This is a genomic window from Diaminobutyricibacter sp. McL0608 (assembly GCF_039613825.1).
GTDB lineage: Bacteria > Actinomycetota > Actinomycetes > Actinomycetales > Microbacteriaceae > Diaminobutyricibacter.
In genome coordinates this window covers 1,504,654-1,523,722 of sequence record NZ_CP154826.1, presented here as the reverse complement: position 1 = coordinate 1,523,722, position 19,069 = coordinate 1,504,654, and the positions used below count along the sequence as shown (strand labels likewise).

Genomic DNA, 19,069 nt, shown 5'->3' with positions numbered 1-19,069 from the left:
CTCCCGGGGTCTGGTCTGGCGTGGGTGTCAGTACAGAAGCGACGCCAGCCTAGCCCGGGCCTTCATCACACGCGGGTCGTCCACACCGACGATCTCGAAATAGTCGATCAAGCGGGCGCGGACGGAATCACGTTCGGCGGCGCCGAGTTTCGGGAACAGAGTGAGGAGCCGGTCGAACGCATCGTCGACGTGTCCGCCGGAGATGTCGAGGTCGGCGACGAGCTCCTGCGCCTCGACGTCGTTCGGGTCCTGGGCGGCCGCCGAGCGGATCTCGTCGGTGGTCCGGCCTTTGAGCCGGGCGAGAAGACTCACCTGGGCGAGACCTGCGACCGCCATGGTGTCCCGAGGGTCCTGGGCGATCGCGAGCTTGTACTCGGCGATCGCTTCGTCGAAGTCGCCGCGCTCGATCGCTTCGTAGGCTTCGGCGTGGTGCGGCGGCAGCGGCTCCGGCTGCGGCTCCGCCCCTTCCTCCGCTTCGGCCGGCGCGGCTCCGTCGCCCTCCACGGTCACACGGCCGGTCACGCCGTTCTGCGCGGCGAGCTGCAGCAGCTGCTCGAACACATCGCGGATCTGGGCCTCGGGCAGCGCGCCCGCGAACAGCTGGACCGGGCGGCCGGCGATCACCGCGGCTGCCGCGGGCACCGACTGGGCCTGGAAGGCCTGCGCGAGCTGCGGGTTCGCATCCACATCGACGGTGACCAGCACGAAGGTGCCGTCATAGTCCAGGATGACTCGCTCGAGCGTCGTGGAGAGCTGTTGCGACGGCTCGGCCCACGATGCAGCCAGGTCGACGATGACCGGGACGGTCATCGACAGGTCGAGGAAGTCGTTGAAGTTGGCGTCGGTGCCCTGGAAGAAGAGGCTGGGCAGCGCGAGGGACTGTGCCGGCTCGGCCTCTGCTGCGCCGGGCGCCGCCGGCCCGGGCAGGGCAGCCCGATTGACCAGGGACGAGAGGTCGACGGCTCCGCGCAGGTTGGCGGGATCGAGCTGGCTCATTGAACCTCCTTGGCTGAGACGAGGCCCTGGGCGAACCCGAGCAACGTGATCTTCTGGTCGGATCCGGCCGGCGGAACGTAGAACGCCAGCTGGTACCCGTAATTCGCTTGGATCCCTGTCTTGCTCGAATTCGTTCCGAGAAGGGCAGCCGTCTGACTGTTCGCCGGCAATGTTATCTCGGCACCCGCCTCAACTACCTTCGTGGTCTCGAATTCCTCGAGGCTCGTCCAGACGATCGCGCCCGAATCGTTCGTCGCCATCGCGATCGGATCACTCGCACCGACCTTGTTCGTGAAGGTCAGGGAGGCGGTCTTGGGGATCGCCGCCTTCTTCTTGGTCTTGTATTCGAGCCCGACCGCCGGCCGAAGCGTGTCGCCCTGGGCCTCGAACAGGTTGAAGTAGGTGCTCTTCGGACCCTTCATGAGGATGTCGCCGTATGCGGCCGCGACCTGCTGGGGCGGGAGCAGGAGCAGCTTCGAGTCCGGGGGCACGACTGCCGCGCCGATGGCAGCGGGCGCCAGGTCGGGGACCTTCGCCTTGGGTTCGAGCGAGACAGCGTATGTCACGAGGTAGTTCGACCGCGGGGTCTCCTGCACCAAAGTGATCGCCTGCGGCGCCTGCGTCTTGCTCGATCCCTGGACCACGGTGGAGACGACGCGTGGCCACATGGAGGTCGCCTGCGGGAGGGTCAGCGCCAGCGGACCTGCTGCGATCGCCGGAAGGGCCGGTTCGTTGGACTTCTTCGCCCGGATGGCGTAGTTCGCCTGGCGCAGCTGAAGGGCGGGACCGGTGAAGCGGGTAGCGATGCCCTTGGAGTCGAGTTTCGCATCCGCCGTCGTCGCGGAAGCGGAGATCTTCGTCATGATCCGCTCGAGCTGGGGAACGGTCACGGCCGGAGGCTGCACGTCCTTCGACTTCGGCAGCTCAGTGGTGATCGGAGTCGACGTCGCCATGGGAGTCGTCCCGCCGAAATGTGGCCAGTAGTCGCCTGAGCAGCCCGAGAGGCCGAGCGCCCCGACAAGCACGACCGGGACGGCGATCATGGCCCGCCGGGCCGATCGGCGTCCCTTGGGGGTCGCCTCGATGGACTTGGAGGGCTTGTACTTCGGTGCCTTCGGCAGCTTCGGCATCTTGGGTCCGCCCTTGCGCCTCGGCCCACGCGACCTGCGCAGTGCGTAGAGACCCCAGAGGTACAGCCCGAGGCCGACGATGAGCAGCGCACCCCCGCCGACGATCAAGGGGCCGGCCCACGGCGTACTCGCGTCGAGCGGCCAGACGATGCGGATCTGATTCGGCGCGGGGGCCGTGCCGTCGCTCGCGATGATCACGCTGATGTTGTTGGGCACGTTCATCCGGGTCACGTTCGCATCGGTACCGTCGAACTCCTCGAGCCACAGGTCGGAACCGGCGGGGTTCGGGCCTTTGGCGTCTGCAGATGGAGTGCTCGAGGTCGTCGGCGCTGTCGTCGACGGTGCCGTGCCCGAGGTGTCGACGGCCGGCGACGGCGTCACGTTCTTGCTGGTCAGGCTGGCGGTGGTGGCGTCGTACTTCAGCGTCGCGTACGACTGGTCGCCCAGCCACGTGGTGACATCGGCGGTACGGCCGTAGGCGACCAGTTCGTTCTTGGCGCCGTCGACGTAGAGCGTCTGCTGGCCGGGGTGCGAATTGAGCACAGCGCCGTCGATGACGATGAACCGCGGCTCGCCGCTGACCGTCGTGGCCGCCGACACCTGGGCAGGTGGTGCGAACACCGTGCGCTGGGCGATGCCCGCGAGAATCATCACGGCAGCCACCACGAAGGCGACGATGGCGAGTACGAAACGCAAAAAAGCTCCTCCTGTGCTGCCCGTCCTCGCTGAGCGATCCCGTGGTGCGGCCGGACGACGGTTGTCGCCCTCATCGGGTTCTGGACCACACCATCTGCAGCGGACGCACCGCCACTGAACGGCAACAAACAAAGTCAAGTAACGATACCGGACCACCCTGAGAGCGCGCTAACCGTTGCCTGCAAGCCCTTCAAGTGCGGCACGCAGGTCGGGTGGCTAAGATCGGATCGGTTGCAGCGCCCCACCCCCGAATGCCTGCATTCAATTGACCAGGAGAGACAGTGGCGACCGACGACGAGAACTTCACGCAGGTATTCCGCGGCTACGACAAGGACGAGGTAGACAAGGCCATCCAGGGCCTCCGTCGCGAGCTCATCAAGTCGAACACGCAGAGTTCCGACTCGGCCAAGGAGATCAAGCGGCTCCAGATCCGTGTGGAGGAGCTCAATGCCGAGATCGAAGAGGTCGGAAGCCCGACCTTCTCGGGGCTGGGCACCAAGCTCGAGAACACGCTTCGTGTCGCCGAAGAGCAGTCCACACGCCTGATCGCCCAGGCAGACATCGACGCCGAGAAGCTGCGCAGCGGCGTGGCCGCAGAAGTCGACAAGATCAAGCAGGCGGCGGCGCAGCAGGCCGAGCGGGTGCTCGCGGATGCTCGGGCGCGCGCGACGACCGCCCTCGAGGATGCGCAGATCGAGGCTGCCGAACTCGTCGCCAAGGCCAAGGAAGACAAAGAGACCCTCACGCAGGATGCGGTCCGCGAGGCAGCCGCAATCCGCGGCGCCGTCGCCACGGAGGCCGCGGAGCTGCGTGCGACGAGCAAGCGGGAGTCCGCGGCCGTGCGTGCGGAAGCCGAGCGCGAGGCGGCCGAACTCAAAGTCGTCGCGACCAGGGACGCCGCGGCAGCCCGTGCAGAAGCCGACAACATCGAGCGCGAACTGAACCAGCGCCGCGCGGAGGCGACGGCAGACCTCTACGCGGCGCGAGCCGCATTCGAGAAGGAATCCGAACAGGCCCGTCTGGCCCTCGCCCGAGACATCGAGCAGACACGGGTGACCCTCGACGCGGAGACGCTCGAGGCGCGCACGGCGCTCGCGAACGAGACCCGGCAGGCACGTGCAGACCTGGCGGCCGAGACCGAGCGGGCGCGGGCCACCCTCGCCAGTGAGACCGCACAGACGCGCGCCGACCTGACCAACCAGGTGGATACGACGAAGCTCGCACTCGAGACCGAGGTCGAACTGACGAAGCGGGAGCTCGCCGTCGAGGTCGAGCAGACGCGCATGGCGCTCACGGCCGAGGTGGAGCAGGCCCGGAGCGCGCTGAACGACGACGTCGTGCAGACACGCAGCAGCCTGGCCGACGAGGTCCTGCAGACCAAGACATCGCTCGCCACCGAGGTCGAGCAGACCCAGGCGAACCTGGCCGCAGAGGTCACCACGACGAAAAGTGCCCTCGCCGCCGAGGTGGAACAGACCAAGAGCGCCCTCACCACCGAGGTCGAGGAGACCAAGCGGAAACTGGTCCTCGAGGTCGAGCAGACGAAGAACACCCTCGCCGCCGACGTGGACAGCACCAGGAGCGCACTCGCCACGGAGGTCGAGGAGACGACCACCTCCCTCGCCGCACAGGTCGAGAAGACCAAGGCCGACCTCGACAATGAGGTGTCCAGCACCCGGTCCGAGCTCGAGAACGAAGTCACGACGGCCCGGGCGGAGCTCGCCAACGAGGTCAACACGACGAAGGCCGAGCTGGATGCCGAGGTCACGGCGACGAAGGCACAGCTCGACGCCGAGGTCACCGCGACCAAGACCGAGCTTTACGCCGAGGTCACCGCGACCAAGACCGCACTCGAGAACGAGGTCAAGAACACCAAGGCGGCACTCGAGAACGAAGTCACGAACACCAAGGCGGCACTCGAGAACGAAGTCAACACGACCAGGGCTGCGCTCGAGAACGAAGTCAGCACCACCCGGGCCGCACTCGAGAACGACGTCACGAGCGCTCGGGCGGCTCTCGCTGCCGACATCGACAAGACGAGAGCCGATCTCGCCACCGAAGTGGAGAAGACGAAGACGGAACTCGAGACCGAGGTGCGCACGACGAAGAACGCGCTCGCGGCCGAGGTCGAGGAGACCCGCAACGCGCTCACGGCCGACGTCGACAGCGCACGGGCCGAACTGGCCGACGAGGTGCTCCAGACGAAGACCGCCCTCGCCACCGAGGTCGAGCAGACGCAGGCGAACCTCGCCGCCGAAGTGACCGCGACGAAGAGCGCCCTCGGAGCCGAGGTCGAGCAGACGAAGAGCAAGCTCGCGACCGAGGTCAAGCGAACGAAGAGTCGGCTTGCGGCCGAAGTCGAGAAGAAGACGAGCGCGCTCACAGAAGAGGTCGAGACGACCAAGGCCGCCCTCGCCGACGAGGTCGAGACGACGAGGGCCACCCTCGCCGAGGAGAGCGAGACAGTCCGGCTCGAGCTGGCGAACGAACGCGAGCAGACGCGCGTCGCGCTCGCTCGCGAAGCCGAGGACACCCGCGTCGCCCTCGCTGAGGAGACGGAGCAGGCGCGCGTGGACCTCGAGAAGCAGTCGTCGGAAGCGCGCGCCGAGCTGGCGCGGGAGCTCGAACAGGCGCGCGCCGACCTCGCAGACGAGATCACCTCGACCCGCTCAGCCTTCGCGGCGGAGAGCGCGGAGGCGAAAGCCGCCCTCGGATCGGAGCTGGCTACAGTCCGCGCCGATGCCCTTGATGCCGCCCAGGCAGGAGCCCGCGAACTCGAGCAGGCGCGCATCGACCTGGATGTGGAGTTGAAGGCGAGGCGGGACGAAGCCGAGAAGGAGCATCTCGCCCGTCACCAGGAGGCCGTCGCCCAGACCCAGAAATACCTGGACGAGGCGAACCAGCAGCTCGCCGAAGCGATCAAGCGGACGACTGAGAAGCGCGAGGAGGCCGACGCGATCGAGGCCGAGGCCCGCGCCGAGGTCAAGGCGGCTCGCAAGGAGGCCGAGGCGACCGCCCGGAAGATCGTCGGTGCCGCCGAGAAGCGCGCAGCAGACCTCATCGACGATGCAGAGAAGCGCACGGAAAGCCTCGTGGCTGACGCGGAGGACCGGCTCGCTCAGATTAGGATCGAGCGAGAAGCCGTCGCCGGCTACTTCGAGAACCTGCGCGGTGTACTCCAGCAGGCTGAGAAGGTGACGGCGGACAACAACGGTTAGACCACGGGGAGGTCCGGATGAAGATCCAGAACGCGTTCAGATTCGGCCTCATCGGAACTCTGGGCGTTGGCCTCGGCCTCCTGATCCTGATGTCGATCGTCACACTGTCGACGATCCTCACCTACATCGGAGCCGCGCTCTTCATCGCACTCGGCATCGAGCCGCTGATCGCGTTCCTCGAACGCCGTAAGTTCCCCCGGTGGGCCGCGCTGGTGACCGTGCTGGTCATCATCATCGGAGCATTCGCCGGGCTGATCTGGGCCATCGTCCCGATCGCCGTCGGGCAGGCCACGCAGCTCGTCCAGGGCATCGTGACCTGGGTGCAGAAGGGCGACGCCCAGAAGTGGTTCGAGAACCTGCAGCACCAGTTCCCGACGATCGTCAACCAGGAGAACATCAACAACGTCGTCCACTGGCTGCAGAGCAACGTCGGAAACATCACCAACGGGATCGTCCAGACGGGTCTCGGCATCGTGAGCGGGTTCTTCGGCGTGATCGTCGTGATCATCCTCACGATCTACTTCACCGCATCCCTGCCCAACATCAAGCGGGCAAGCTACCTGCTGGTTCCGGCGTCCAAGCGCGCCCGTTTCGCCGACCTCGCCGACCAGATCACCGATTCAGTCGGCAAATACGTCATGGGCCAGGTGTCGCTCGCGCTCGTGAACGGTGCCCTCAGCGCCATCTTCCTCACGATCATCGGCGCGAAGTTCCCGATCCTCCTCGCGTTCATCGCCTTCTTCTTCTCGTTGATCCCCTTGGTCGGAACCATCACCGGATCCGTCATCATCGTCGCCATCTGCCTGCTCTCAGGCTGGCCGACTGCACTGGCGGCGGCGATCTACTACCTCATCTACATGCAGGTCGAGGCATACTTCCTCAGCCCGCGCATCATGAACCGCGCCGTTTCCGTGCCCGGCGCGGTCGTCGTCATCGCTGCGCTGGCGGGCGGGTCGCTCCTCGGCATCCTCGGCGCGCTGATCGCGATCCCCTTCGCCGCATCCATCCTGCTGATAATCAAGCAGGTCGTGATCCCGCGCCAGAACGAGCTCTGACCGGCTCGCAGCTCAGGCGTCGGGCGTCGGCTCCGCCTCGCCCGATCCCGACCATTCGGTCGGAAGCGGGAGCGCGCCCGGATTGACCCGCCGCACGATCTCCGTCAGCACTCGCCGCGTCTGGTTCTCACCGACCCACAGATGCTTGCCGCCTTCGACATTCACGAGTTCGATCTGGGGAACGGGCGCGAAGCGTTCCGCTGCAGCGGCCGGCCTCAGGTAATCGTCGTGTTCGGGGATCAGTGCGACCATGGGCCGGTTGTCGCCCGCCCACGCGGCCAGCTGTGCCGGGGTTGCACGGTGTAGCGGTGGGGAGAGCAGAATGACTCCGTCCACGGCCAGCTCGCGACCGTACATGAGCGCCAGCTCCGTGCCGAACGACCACCCGACCAGCCACGGATGCGGAAGCCGACGTTCAGCGACGAAGGCCATCGCGGCCTCGACGTCCAATCGTTCGTCGACTCCGCCGTCGAACTGACCGCCGCTGGTGCCGCGCGGCGATCGTGTGCCGCGCGTGTTGAAACGAAGGACCGCGATGTCCGCGAGTGCGGGCAGCCGCCCTGCCGCCTTCCGGAGGATGTGCGAATCCATGAAGCCGCCGCCCGTCGGAAGCGGATGCAGTGTCACCAGGGTGGCGACCGGTTCTCGATCGAGCGGCGAGGCGAGTTCGCCCACGAGGGTGAGCCCGTCCTTCGTGTGGAGTTCGATGTCCTCGCGACGGGCAGGAAGCTCGACTCCCCCTCTGATCTCGATCGTCAACTGATCCTCCAGCAGTGCGTGTGCCAGTGTCGCCGCGCAGCGATGTCGGCGGCGTCGCCCATGAGCCCATCCGCCCGCCACGTCACGAGGTGGGCGATGCCGGGCTCGATCTCGAGGCCGCAACCCGGGCAGACGTAGACCTTGACAGCCTGCACGGGCGAAACAGGCTGGACGTTCCAGGCGAAACCGCGGCGCACTTCGGTACGGCGCCAGCCCTGGGTCACGCGCGACAGGTCGAGAGCCTCGTCTTCGTCCTGACTGGGCTTGCGGCCTCGGGGACGGTTACTGCGCGGCATGGTTTCAGTCTAGGACGGGCGCGGTCTCAGACCTGATCGTCACGCTGGGATGTGCGCGACTCCTCGAAGTCGAGCATGAGCTGGGCGTGGGTCAGAACGCGTGACGAGTAGCTGCCGCGGCTCCGCGCATCCAGCAGGGCACTGCGCTCCGCCTCGAGGACCTGCTCCCGGAGTGCCTGGTACTGCTGGTGCGGCCCGAAGCCGACGCCGTCCGACGCCTCCCGCTCTGCGCGCTCCCACTGCGCCTCGACGCGCAACATCGTGTCCTCCCGCACCCGCTCGACGACCTCCGGGTCGAAGGTGCGGCCGGCTTCTGCGACATCGTCGGGGTGCTCGATGGCGGCGAGGCCCGCCTTGCCCATCTCCTCGAGGAGTCCGGCCAGTTCGCGTCGGTCCGCCGCGGCATCCGAACCGGTGACGTCGAGTCGGCGGATCACCCACGGAAGGGTTCCACCCTGGACGAGGAGCGTGACGACCGCGACCGTGAAAGCGATCAGGATGAGCGGTGAGCGGTACGCCGTCTGCGGCAGCGACTGGGCGGCCGCGAGAGTCACCACACCGCGCATCCCGGCCCAGACGAGCACGAAACCGCCGCGCCATCCGATCGGCCGCTCCTGCAGGTCTGTCACATCCGCCTCACGACGCTCGAGGTAGCGGGTGAAACGGTTCCAGCGCCGTTCCGTGCGCTCATCCTGCGGTGGGCGCTTCTCGCGTTCCGTACGCACCCGCTCCAGGCCGTCCGAGAGGCGCTCACCAACCTCAGGAGCGCGCTTCTGGCTCGCACGAAGCCGCCAGATGATCGGAATGACGAACAGGGCACGGATGATGAGCAGCAGTACACACAGAGCCAGCCCGATCGCGAACGAACCGCCGACGCCCAGAATGCTGCCCTGCGCCTGCGCGATGATCGTGTTCAGCTGAAGTCCCATCAGCAGGAATACGCCGTTCTCGAGGAGGAACTGGATCGTGCGCCAGTTGATCTGCTCGCTGAGTCGCGCCTGGGCGGTGAACGAATGCGCTGCCCGGTGACCGGTGTAGATGCCCGCGACCACGACGGCGAGCACACCGGATGCGCCCAGCGACTCTGCGGGGATGAAGGCGACGAAAGGAACGACGAACGAGATCGCGGTCTCCAGCACCGAATCCTTCAGCCTCGACCGGACCCACACATTGACGACACCGACAACGAGTCCGACGCCGGCCGCGATGACCACCGAATAGAGGAAGTCACCAGCGATCGCCCAGGCGCTGAGAGAAGCCGCGGTGGCCCCGAGTGCGGCCTTCAGCAGTACGAGCGCGGAGGCGTCGTTCACCAGGCTCTCGCCCTCGAGCACGGTGACGAGTCGGGTCGGAAGTCCGAGGCGTTTGGCGATGGAGGTCGCGGCCACCGCATCGGTCGGGCTGACGATCGCACCCAGAGCGATGGCGGAGCCCAGATCGAGCCCCGGCAGGACGGCGTGCAGCGCGAAGCCGACGACGAAGGCGGTCGCGATCACCAGGAAGACGGACAGCGCCGAGATCGTGCCGAGATTTCGCCGGAAATCCGTCAGCTGCACCTGAACGGCGGACGAGTACAACAGCGGCGGGAGGACAAGCGTCAGGATGACCCACGAAGGCACGAAGAAAGGCGACGGCAGTCCGGGCAGGAACGACGTCGCCACGCCGACGACGATGAGCACGAGCGGCGCGGCAATGCCGAGCTGTTTCGCGAAGGCGGCCACGGCGACGACCGTGACGACCCCGACGACAGCGATCAGCGCGATCTCCATGGACCTACGCTACAAGCCGACCCGCCTGGGAAGCGATCGACGACCGGATCAATACCAGCCGGTGCTCTGCGAGTGGTCCCAGGCGCCGCACGGCGTGCCGTAGCGGCCGGTGATGTAGCCGAGGCCCCACGTGATCTGGGTGGCGGGGTTCGTCTGCCAGTCAGGACCCGCAGAAGACATCTTGCTGCCCGGGAGCGCCTGCGGGATGCCGTACGCGCCGCTGTTCGCGTTGTAGGAGTACACGTTCCAGTGCGACTCGCGGTTCCAGAGTGCGACGAGGCAGTTGTACTGGTCGTCTCCCCAGCCACGGTCGTGGACCATCTTGTAACCGATCGCCTGCGCTGTGCCGGGGTCGGGCGTGCCCGCAGCGGGTGCTCCGCCGCCTCCGCCGCTGCTGCTGCTGGACGACGTGGACTTGGTGGGAGCCGGGGGCGGCGGCTTGGGCTTCGCTTTCACCGAGACCGCTTCGCGCGTGACCGTGGTCGTGTATGAGCCTTCCACAGTCATCTTCTGGATGGGCTGGGTGCCGAAACGAGAGGTCGTCGGACTGAACGTGGCTGCGGTCGCGCCCGAGTACGGGTCGACCACGTTCACCAGCAGGAAGCCGACCGCCGCACTGAATGCGAACACCCAGAGGCTCGCCCGCGAACGGACGTGCGGTCGCCTGACAGCAACACCGACCGGGTTGGACGGCGTGAGCGGCACTAGTTCGGCTTCTCGTCTACTCACGATCACAAAACCATAACGGACATCCGCGTGGATACCAAGACGACGCGGTCACACTCAGCGAACGGCCAGCATGACATCGGTCACGCTGTCGAGCAGCAGATCGACCTGGATCTCCTTGTATCCGCCGCGCTGCGGCCGGAAGGTCACAGTGCGGACTTCGTCGACGCTCATCGGTCGCGCGTCCTGAAAATAACGCACCAGGCGGCCCGCGAATCGGTCGACATCGGCGCGGTGGTAGCCGAAAGTGAGAATGCTCGTGCGGGCGAATCGATGCCCCTCCGGGCGGTCGAGCCGGTTCAGGATGACCTGTGCCGTCGTGCGCGCCTCGTCATACCAGGCGCTGTCTCCGAGCACGCCCCTGGCAGCCTCGCGCTCACGCGACGCGAACGCATCCTCGAGGCGCTCGAGCGCCGAATCGACGTGCGAGGTCGAATAGCCGCCCTTCTGCATCGTGAAGGCCGTGTGGCGGATGTCTTCTGCGGTCAGCAGCGCGACGCCGTCATGGTCGGAGTCGTAGGCGCGCCTCGCCTGCTGGAGGAACTCCTCGACCTGGTCGGTGTCGTAGCCCAGCTTCGATTTGCGGGTGCGGGGGAAGGTACTCACTCCCCTATTGTGCCAAATGCTTTATCGGAAGATCAGGAAGAGCGCGTAGGTGGCGGCCGCGGACGGCAGAATCGAATCGAGCCGGTCGAGGAAGCCGCCGTGCCCGGGGAGCCACGAACTCATATCCTTGATACCGATATCGCGTTTGATCAGGGATTCTGCAAGGTCGCCCAACGTGGCGGTGCACAGCAGGACCAGTCCGAAGATGATTCCGAACCACCACGGTTCGCCGATCATGAAGATCGACAGCAGGATGCCCGCCACGACACTCGCGACGGCGGCGCCCGCGAAACCCTCCCAGGTCTTCTTCGGGCTGATGGTCGGAGCCATCGGATGCCGTCCGAACGAGAGACCCGTAGCGTACGCCCCCGTGTCGATCGCGATCACCAGGATGAGGAAGGCGAGCGTCCACCACTGGCCGCCGTCCTCGGCCAGCAGGAGCACAGCGAAACTCCCCAGGAAGACCACGTACAGCTGGATGAGCGCGCCTGCGCCGAGGTCGCGCATCAGCTGCGTCCGGGACACGCCGGGCCGTTTCACCGCCGCCTCGACGAGACGCCACACCCAGACGAAGACGATGCCGGAGGCGAGTGCGATGAGCTGGCCGCCGGAGTGGCCGTAGTAGGCCGCGGGAATGATCACTACGGACGCGATCATCGTCGGGATGCGCGGCACGTCCCAGCCGGCCGCGCGCAGCGCCTGAGTGAGCTCGAACGCCGAGAACACGACAGTCGCAGCTGCGACCACCATGAAGAGTTCCTTGATCACGATCAGGCTGAACAGCATCAGCAACCCGAACGCGAGCCCGATGAGGATCGCCAGGATCAGGTTGCGGCCGGTGCGCGCCTCGATGCGCTCATTCGTCGCATCCAGCTGCGCCTTGCGCGCCTGCATCTGGCGTTCGATGTCGGCACGTGTTGCCTTCACCTGCGCCCGGAACTCCGCGCGCGACGCTCTGCCACGCTGCGGCGGTACCGGCGGACCCGGTTCACCCGGAGGAGCTTCGGTCATTGCGTGGCGCCCTAAACCTCGAGGAGTTCGGCTTCCTTGCGCTTCAGAGCCTCGTCGACCGCGTCGACGTGGGTCTTCGTGAGCTGCTCGAGCTCTTTCTCGCCGCGGGCCACGTCGTCGTCGCCGACCTCGCTCTTCAGCGCGTCGAGGTCGTCCTTCGCCTTGCGCCGGATGTTGCGGATCGCGACCTTCGCATCCTCGCCCTTGCCGCGAACGATCTTGACGAACTCGCGACGGCGTTCCTCGGTGAGCTCCGGGAGGGTCACGCGGACGATCTCGCCGTCATTGCCGACGTTCGCGCCGAGGTTCGGCGTGTTCACGATGGCCTTCTCGATCTCTTTGAGCGCCGACTTGTCGTAGGGCGTGACCAGCAGGACGCGCGCCTCCGGGTTCTGCAGCGAAGCCAGCTGCGCGAGCGGGGTCGGAGAGCCGTAGTACTCGACCATGATCTTCTGGAACAGCTGGGGGTTCGCCCGCCCGGTGCGGACCGTGCCGAAGTCGTCCTTCGCCGCCTCGACGGTCTTGCTCATGCGCTGGCGGGCGTCGGAAATCACATCCGCGATCACGGTCACTCCTTCAATCGGTGGGCGTCAGTCAAGCTTACCGTTGCGCTCAGCGCACGCCGGCGCTCAGCAGCGTGCCGATTTCCGCGCCGAGGATGGCGGCGGTCACATTGCCCGCAGGCTCGATTCCGAAGATGCGCATCGGCATCCCGTTGTCCATGCAGAGACTGAGCGCCGTCGAGTCAACCGCGCGGAGGTTCTGCTGAAGCGCCTCCTGGTGCGAGATCTGTTCGATCATGCGGGCGTTGGGGTTCTTCTTCGGGTCGTCGTTGTACATTCCGTCGACACCGTTCTTTGCGACGAGCACGATGTCCGCCTCGATCTCGAGCGCACGCTGCGCTGCCACGGTGTCGGTCGAGAAGTACGGCAACCCGGCACCGGCGCCGAAGATGACGACACGGCCCTTCTCGAGGTGCCGCTCCGCACGGCGCGGGATGTACGGCTCGGCCACCTGGGTCATCGAGATCGCCGACTGGACCCTGGTCTCGGCACCGGCCTGCTCGAGGAAGTCCTGGAGCGCGAGAGAGTTCATCACGGTGCCGAGCATGCCCATGTAGTCGGCGCGACCACGGTCCATCCCCCGCTGGGAGAGTTCCGCACCGCGGAAGAAGTTTCCTCCGCCGACGACGATCGCTACCTCTACATCGGAAGCGGCCTGTGCGATCTCACGCGAGATGGCGCTGACGATGTCGGGGTTGACGCCGAGCTGTCCCCCGCCGAACGCCTCACCGGAGAGCTTGAGAAGGACCCGACGCCTCTTGTGCGATTCCGACATGCGTATTCGAGTCCTTCCGATCCGGTTTTTCTAAAGCTAGCTGCTGTGGGCAGAGAAAAGGAGTCCGGATCGAGATTCGATCCGGACTCCTTCACGTGTGGGTCAGGCGCCGACCTTGAAGCGGGCGAAGCCCGAAACGGTGAGGCCCGCGTCCTTGAGCACAGAGCTGATGGTCAGCTTGTTGTCCTTCGCGTAGTCCTGCTCGAGAAGAGCGACCTGCTTGAAGTAGGCACCGAGGCGACCCTCGATGATCTTCGGCAGTGCGGCCTCGGGCTTGCCCTCGTTGCGCGAGATCTCCTCGACGATGCGACGCTCGTTCTCGACCGCTGCGGCGGGGACGTCCTCGCGGCTGAGGTACTCCGGGTTGGCGAATGAGATGTGCTGCGCGATGCTGCGAGCGGTCTCCGCGTCGTCACCCGAGTATCCGACCACTACGCCGACCTGCGGAGGCAGGTCTTTGGAGGTCTTGTGCAGGTAGATCGCGAAGTGCTCGCCGGAGACGACCGCGACGCGACGCAGCTCGATCTTCTCGCCCAGGATGGCCGCCTCGTCGCTGATCAGGTCAGCGACCGTGCTGTTGCCGGCAGGAGCCGCGAGGCCCTCGTCGACCGTGGTGGCGCCGGCTGCGGCGACCGCGTCGAGCACCTTGTCGGCCAGCGCGATGAACTTCTCGCCTTTGGCGACGAAGTCCGTCTCGCAGGCGAGCTCGATGAGCGTTGCGGTCGAGCCGTTCTCCTTGGCGGCGACGAGGCCCTCACTCGTGGAGCGGTCGGCACGCTTCGCGTTGCCCTTCGCACCCTTGAGGCGGAGGATCTCGGTCGCCTTCTCGAGGTCGCCGTCGGCTTCCTCGAGGGCCTTCTTGGTGTCGACCATGCCCGTTCCGAGCTGCTCGCGCAGTGCCTTGATGTCAGCGATGCTGATGTTTGCCATGTTCTTCTGAGAACCTTCTGTCGAAAATGTACGAAAAGGTGAAGCCGGAGTTACTTGGCTTCTGCGTCGGTCGCCGGAGCCTCGGCCTCGGCCTCGGCCTCGACGACGGCCTCTGTCGCGTCGTCAACGGCGACGGTCTCGTCAGCGGCGGCTTCGGTCTCCTCGACGGCCTCTTCCAGGACCTCGGCTTCAACGGCCGCCGAGCCGAGCTCGGCCTTGGCTTCCTTGAGGTCGGCGTCGACCGACTTCGCGGTCTCGGGGCTCGACTGGAGCTCCTGGCCGGACGCTCCGAGGAGCTCCGCTTCCCACTCGGCGAGCGGCTCAGCCGGCTCCGCGCCCTCTTCGGGCTTCTGGTGACGCTGGATCAGACCCTCGGCGGCAGCGTCGGCGACGATGCGCGTCAGGAGGCCGACCGAGCGGATGGCGTCGTCGTTACCCGGAATCGGGTACTGGACTTCGTCGGGGTCGCAGTTCGTGTCGAGGATGCCGATGACCGGGATGCCCAGCTTCTTTGCCTCGTCGATCGCGAGGTGCTCCTTCTTGGTGTCGACCACCCACAGCGCGCTCGGGGTCTTCGTCAGGTTGCGGATACCGCCAAGCGACTTGTGCAGCTTGTCGAGCTCACGCTTCTTGATGAGGAGCTCCTTCTTCGTGAAGCCGCTCGTGGTGCCTTCGAAGTCGAGCTCCTCGAGCTCCTTCATACGGGCAAGACGCTTGGAGACCGTCTGGAAGTTGGTCAGCAGGCCACCGAGCCAGCGCTGGTTCACGTAGGGCTGGCCGACGCGGGTCGCCTGCTCGGCGATGGCGTTCTGGGCCTGCTTCTTGGTGCCGACGAAGAGGATGGTGCCGCCGTGGGCGACCGTCTCGCGGACGAACTCGTAGGTCTTGTCGATGTAGGCCAGCGACTGCTGGAGATCGATGATGTAGCTGCCCGAACGCTCGGTGAGGATGAAGCGCTTCATCTTCGGGTTCCACCGGCGGGTCTGGTGTCCGAAGTGGACGCCGCTGTCGAGCAGCTGGCGCATGGTTACGACGGCCATTTGCCGTACTCCTGTTCCGGCACGCCGCACGTGTCAGCGCGGATGCCAATCGGTTCTCAGCGACGACCGGACGGCCGCCACTCCTGGTGCCCGGCGCGCATCCGCCACCCCTGTTTCCAGAGACGGACCGTGTGGATGCGACGCGGCGCTGCATTCAGCGCAGTGTGCACGCGTAGTCACCCCGGCGAGCGGGGTGCTCCATGAATAGTACCATCCGGCGGCGGGCGGCCTTTCCGCCCGGCGTCAGCCGGCCGCAGGCACCTATCCGATGCTGTCTCCCGAACTTGTGACCGAGACACCGCGCGACTTCCTCGCGTTCGCGAACAGGGTCTCCGCGTGCTCGAGAGCCATCCCGTTGGTCTCCGGAATCTTGAAGAACACAAAGATGAACGAGAGCGCGGCGAAGACGGCGTACATCCCGTACGTGAAGACGAGCGAGAAGTCGGCGAGCGGCGGGAACGTGACGGTGACGAGGAAGTTGGCGATCCACTGGGCGGCCGCGGCCATGCCAAGCGCTTTGGCGCGGATCTTGGTGGGGAAGATCTCGCCGAGCAGGACCCAGACCAGCGGACCCCAGGATGCGCCGAAACAGACGACGAACACGTTCGCCGCGACCAGCGCGATCGGCCCCCACGGATTGGGAAGGCTGACCGTGCCGTGCACCTTGTCGGAGAAGCTGAAGGCGAGAGCCATCGTCGCAAGCGACAGGGCCATCCCGACCGATCCGGTGAGCAGGATCGGCCGTCGGCCGACTCGGTCGACGAGCAGGATGGCCACGACGGTCACCAGGACGTTGGTCACCGAGGTGATGACAGTGATCAGGAGCGAGTTGCGCTCCGTGAAGCCGACAGCCTGCCACAACGTCGTCGAGTAGTAGAAGATCACGTTGATTCCAACGAACTGCTGGAAGACGGACAGGATGATGCCGATCCACACGATCGGCTTCAGACCGAAGGACGCGCCTCGTAGAGTGGCCTTCTTTCCTTCTTTGTCCTCGGAGATGGACCGTTCGATGTCGCCGATCTGACGGTCGAGATCGCTTTCAGGCACGAGGGTCGAGAAGATCTCCCTGGCTTCGTCGCGCCTGCCGGTGGTGATGAGGTATCGCGGCGATTCGGGCAGCGTGAGCGCGATGATTCCGTAGACGACCGATGGGATCACGCCGACCAGGAACATCCACCGCCACGCTTCGAGGCCAAGCCACAACTGGTCAGAAGCGGAACCCGCGATTCCTGCGAGCAGAGCGTCCGAGAGCAGAGCGACGAAGATGCCGATCGTGATGGCGAGCTGCTGGAGCGAGGCGAGCCCACCACGCGATTGCCGCGGTGCGATCTCGGCGATGTAGGCCGGTGCCACGACGGAGGCGATGCCGATTCCGAGCCCGCCCACGATTCGCCAGAGCCCGAGATCCCACGCGGAGAACGCCAGGCCGGCTCCGATCGAGCTGACCAGGAACAGCACAGCGCCGAGGAGCATGACCTTGAGGCGGCCCCACCGGTCGGCCAGGCGGCCGGCGATGTAGGCGCCGACGGCACATCCGAGCAGCGCGATGGCGACGATGAAGCCGGTGACGAAGGCGTTGAGGGCGAAATGTCCCTGGACGGAGTTCACAGCACCGTTGATCACGGACGAGTCGAATCCGAAGAGGAAGCCGCCGACCGCTGCCGCGATGGAGAGACCCACCACTTTGCGCCTCATTGCCGGGGTCGGCTTCGCACCCTCCCATTCCTCGATCTTCGAGGATGGTGTGTTGTCGTGTCGATCGGACATCGGTACCCCCTTGAGTCGCTCCGCTTCCGCACACGGTACCCCTCCCCTGTGCGGAGGTAAGTGGTTTGCGGAGGTACGGGGCACGACTCGTTCACAATTCGGCAGGTCTGATGGATGCGCACAGATCGGGCAGGACACGCCCTCCTGGCGACCTCGGTTCGCGACGATGGTTCCATGCACCGACGTTCTCTGCCCGGATGGTCGGCTCGTGTGATCGCTCGGGTCGCGTCCGTCGCTGTGCTCGCCTTCATCCTCGGATCCCCGTCCGCCACGATCCCCGACGAGGGCCCGCGCTGGCCGTGGCCCGTCGCGCCGCCGATCGTCGTCGGCCGGGGGTTCGTCGCGCCGGCTACGCCGTATTCCGCGGGCCATCGGGGCATCGACCTCACAGTTGATCCCGGATCGGAGGTGCGCTCACCCGCAGACGGCGTCGTCACCTTCGCCGGCGTGGTCGTCGATCGGCCCGTTCTCACGATCGATGTCGGCGGCGATGTCCTGGTCAGCTTCGAGCCGCTCGAGGCCGCCGTAGCAGGCGGTGATCGCGTCGCGCGAGGCGAGCTGATCGGCCATCTGGCCGCGGGTGGGCATTGCGGACCTTCGTGCCTGCACGTGGGGGTGCGGGTTCGTGGCGCCTACGTCTCGCCGATGCTGTTCTTCGACCGAGTGCCACGGGCTGTCCTTCTGCCGCTCGAGTGACGGCGTCAGCGGTGGGTGCCGGCAGCCGGAACGGGATCAGGCGCGCGGATGGGCGGTCCGGTAACTCTCTTTCAGTCGCTCGGTCGAGACGTGCGTGTAGATCTGAGTCGTTCCGAGGCTTGCGTGGCCCAGGAGCTCCTGTACCGCTCGAAGGTCGGCACCACCGTCGAGCAGGTGGGTAGCCGCGGTGTGGCGCAGGGCGTGGGGACCCGCCGGTCCCGATCCGGGTACGTCTGCGAGGAGGCGCGCGACGAGCTGGTAGACAGCACGGGTTCCGAGCCTTCGACCTCGATCGCCGAGTAGCAGGGCCGGGCCGGATCCGGTTGTGGCGATTGCGGGTCGGGCTTCCTGGAGGTACGCGATGACGGCTGCCCGCGCGGGCACGCCGAACGGGACGACACGCTCTTTGGATCCTTTCCCCAGCACACGCAGTGTGAGCCGCTCCAGGTCGACGTCATCGCTGTCGAGTCCGGTGAGTTCGGATACACGGATTCCTGTGGCGTAGAGGAGTTCGATGACCGCGAGGTCGCGTTTCGCCGAGGGGTCGCCGGTCGCCGCATCCGCCATGAGCGTGTCGAGCAACCCGGACATCTGCTGCCGGTTGATCACCCTGGGCAACGTCTTGTCGGGTCTCGGCGAGCGCAGTCGAGCGGCGGGGTCCTTGTCGGTTCCGCCGGCGCGCACGGCCCAGGCGCTGAAGCCTTTGGCGGACGCCGCGCGCCGCGCGAGCGTAGCCTTCGCGAGTCCTGCCTGGGATGCGTTCCAGAGCCAGTCCCGGAGGAGGTCGAGTGTGAGGTCCTCAGTCGTCCCCACGTCGCGTGTGTGTGCAAAGGCGACGAGCACGGCGAGGTCGGAGCGGTACGCGCGGACCGTCTGCGGCGAGTATCCCCGCTCCGCGGTCAGGTGGACCGTGTAGTCCTCGATCGCTTGTTCCAACTGCACCTCTCCAGCTTGCTCTGCGAATCGTCGTCCTCACCGGAGCGACGCTCCGCCATACCTTCACTGCCTTGGCGGATGCCTGATCCTCGGCGCA

The 19,069-nt window shown here is 66.4% G+C and carries 17 protein-coding genes; 3 read left to right on the top strand and 14 right to left on the bottom strand.

The annotated features are described in order from the left end of the window. Positions 1 to 27 precede the first annotated feature (27 nt). Positions 28 to 996, bottom strand: coding sequence for a tetratricopeptide repeat protein (locus AAYO93_RS07160; RefSeq protein ID WP_345764299.1), 969 nt, complete (start codon positions 994 to 996; stop codon positions 28 to 30). Next, complete coding sequence (locus tag AAYO93_RS07155) at positions 993 to 2,822, bottom strand: hypothetical protein (protein ID WP_345764298.1); 1,830 nt, start codon at positions 2,820 to 2,822, stop codon at positions 993 to 995. Before AAYO93_RS07155 ends, AAYO93_RS07160 begins: the two co-directional genes overlap by 4 nt. A 281-nt stretch (positions 2,823 to 3,103) precedes the next feature. On the opposite strand from AAYO93_RS07155, the gene AAYO93_RS07150 reads away from it, so the two are divergent. Continuing rightward, positions 3,104 to 6,040, top strand: coding sequence for a hypothetical protein (locus AAYO93_RS07150; RefSeq protein ID WP_345764297.1), 2,937 nt, complete (start codon positions 3,104 to 3,106; stop codon positions 6,038 to 6,040). 17 nt (positions 6,041 to 6,057) lie between these two features. Further along, the gene (locus AAYO93_RS07145) at positions 6,058 to 7,095 is read left to right on the top strand and encodes an AI-2E family transporter (RefSeq protein ID WP_345764296.1); all 1,038 of its coding nucleotides are present in this window, start codon (positions 6,058 to 6,060) and stop codon (positions 7,093 to 7,095) included. Between the two features lie 12 nt (positions 7,096 to 7,107). On the opposite strand, the gene AAYO93_RS07140 is transcribed toward AAYO93_RS07145, so the two are convergent. The 11 genes from AAYO93_RS07140 to AAYO93_RS07090 all read right to left on the bottom strand — a co-directional run bounded on the left by AAYO93_RS07140 (position 7,108) and on the right by AAYO93_RS07090 (position 17,268). Next, positions 7,108 to 7,848, bottom strand: a complete 741-nt coding sequence (locus tag AAYO93_RS07140; RefSeq protein ID WP_345764839.1) for an alpha/beta hydrolase — start codon at positions 7,846 to 7,848, stop codon at positions 7,108 to 7,110. 2 nt (positions 7,849 to 7,850) lie between these two features. After that, entirely contained in the window at positions 7,851 to 8,150 is a 300-nt protein-coding gene (locus AAYO93_RS07135; protein WP_345764295.1) for a hypothetical protein, read from the bottom strand. Positions 8,151 to 8,176: 26 nt separating this feature from the next. Continuing rightward, a complete protein-coding gene (locus tag AAYO93_RS07130) occupies positions 8,177 to 9,919 on the bottom strand; it encodes a cation:proton antiporter (protein WP_345764294.1) in 1,743 nt (580 codons plus the stop codon). 48 nt (positions 9,920 to 9,967) lie between these two features. Next, entirely contained in the window at positions 9,968 to 10,648 is a 681-nt protein-coding gene (locus AAYO93_RS07125; protein WP_345764293.1) for a lytic transglycosylase domain-containing protein, read from the bottom strand. A gap of 54 nt (positions 10,649 to 10,702) precedes the next feature. Then, positions 10,703 to 11,251 (bottom strand): DivIVA domain-containing protein, encoded by a 549-nt coding sequence (locus tag AAYO93_RS07120; RefSeq protein WP_345764292.1) that lies wholly within the window; start codon positions 11,249 to 11,251, stop codon positions 10,703 to 10,705. Between the two features lie 21 nt (positions 11,252 to 11,272). Beyond that, positions 11,273 to 12,178: a phosphatidate cytidylyltransferase gene (locus AAYO93_RS07115; protein ID WP_345764291.1), complete on the bottom strand. Its 906-nt coding sequence runs from the start codon at positions 12,176 to 12,178 to the stop codon at positions 11,273 to 11,275. A 95-nt stretch (positions 12,179 to 12,273) separates the two neighbouring features. Beyond that, the gene (gene frr / locus AAYO93_RS07110) at positions 12,274 to 12,828 is read right to left on the bottom strand and encodes a ribosome recycling factor (protein WP_345764290.1); all 555 of its coding nucleotides are present in this window, start codon (positions 12,826 to 12,828) and stop codon (positions 12,274 to 12,276) included. Positions 12,829 to 12,874: 46 nt separating this feature from the next. Next, positions 12,875 to 13,600, bottom strand: a complete 726-nt coding sequence (gene pyrH / locus AAYO93_RS07105; RefSeq protein ID WP_345764289.1) for a UMP kinase — start codon at positions 13,598 to 13,600, stop codon at positions 12,875 to 12,877. 102 nt (positions 13,601 to 13,702) lie between these two features. Next, positions 13,703 to 14,530 (bottom strand): translation elongation factor Ts, encoded by an 828-nt coding sequence (tsf, locus tag AAYO93_RS07100; RefSeq protein ID WP_345764288.1) that lies wholly within the window; start codon positions 14,528 to 14,530, stop codon positions 13,703 to 13,705. Between the two features lie 50 nt (positions 14,531 to 14,580). Beyond that, positions 14,581 to 15,570, bottom strand: a complete 990-nt coding sequence (rpsB, locus tag AAYO93_RS07095) for a 30S ribosomal protein S2 (RefSeq protein ID WP_345764287.1) — start codon at positions 15,568 to 15,570, stop codon at positions 14,581 to 14,583. Between the two features lie 261 nt (positions 15,571 to 15,831). Beyond that, positions 15,832 to 17,268, bottom strand: a complete 1,437-nt coding sequence (locus AAYO93_RS07090; RefSeq protein WP_345764838.1) for a sugar porter family MFS transporter — start codon at positions 17,266 to 17,268, stop codon at positions 15,832 to 15,834. 246 nt (positions 17,269 to 17,514) lie between these two features. Here AAYO93_RS07090 and AAYO93_RS07085 point away from each other — a divergent pair, with 246 nt between their 5' ends. After that, positions 17,515 to 18,036: a murein hydrolase activator EnvC family protein gene (locus AAYO93_RS07085; protein WP_345764286.1), complete on the top strand. Its 522-nt coding sequence runs from the start codon at positions 17,515 to 17,517 to the stop codon at positions 18,034 to 18,036. 36 nt (positions 18,037 to 18,072) lie between these two features. On the opposite strand, the gene AAYO93_RS07080 is transcribed toward AAYO93_RS07085, so the two are convergent. Next, positions 18,073 to 18,978 carry a tyrosine recombinase XerC gene (locus tag AAYO93_RS07080; protein WP_345764285.1) on the bottom strand — a complete coding sequence of 302 codons (906 nt, stop codon included), beginning with the start codon at positions 18,976 to 18,978 and terminating at the stop codon, positions 18,073 to 18,075. Positions 18,979 to 19,069: the final 91 nt, after the last annotated feature.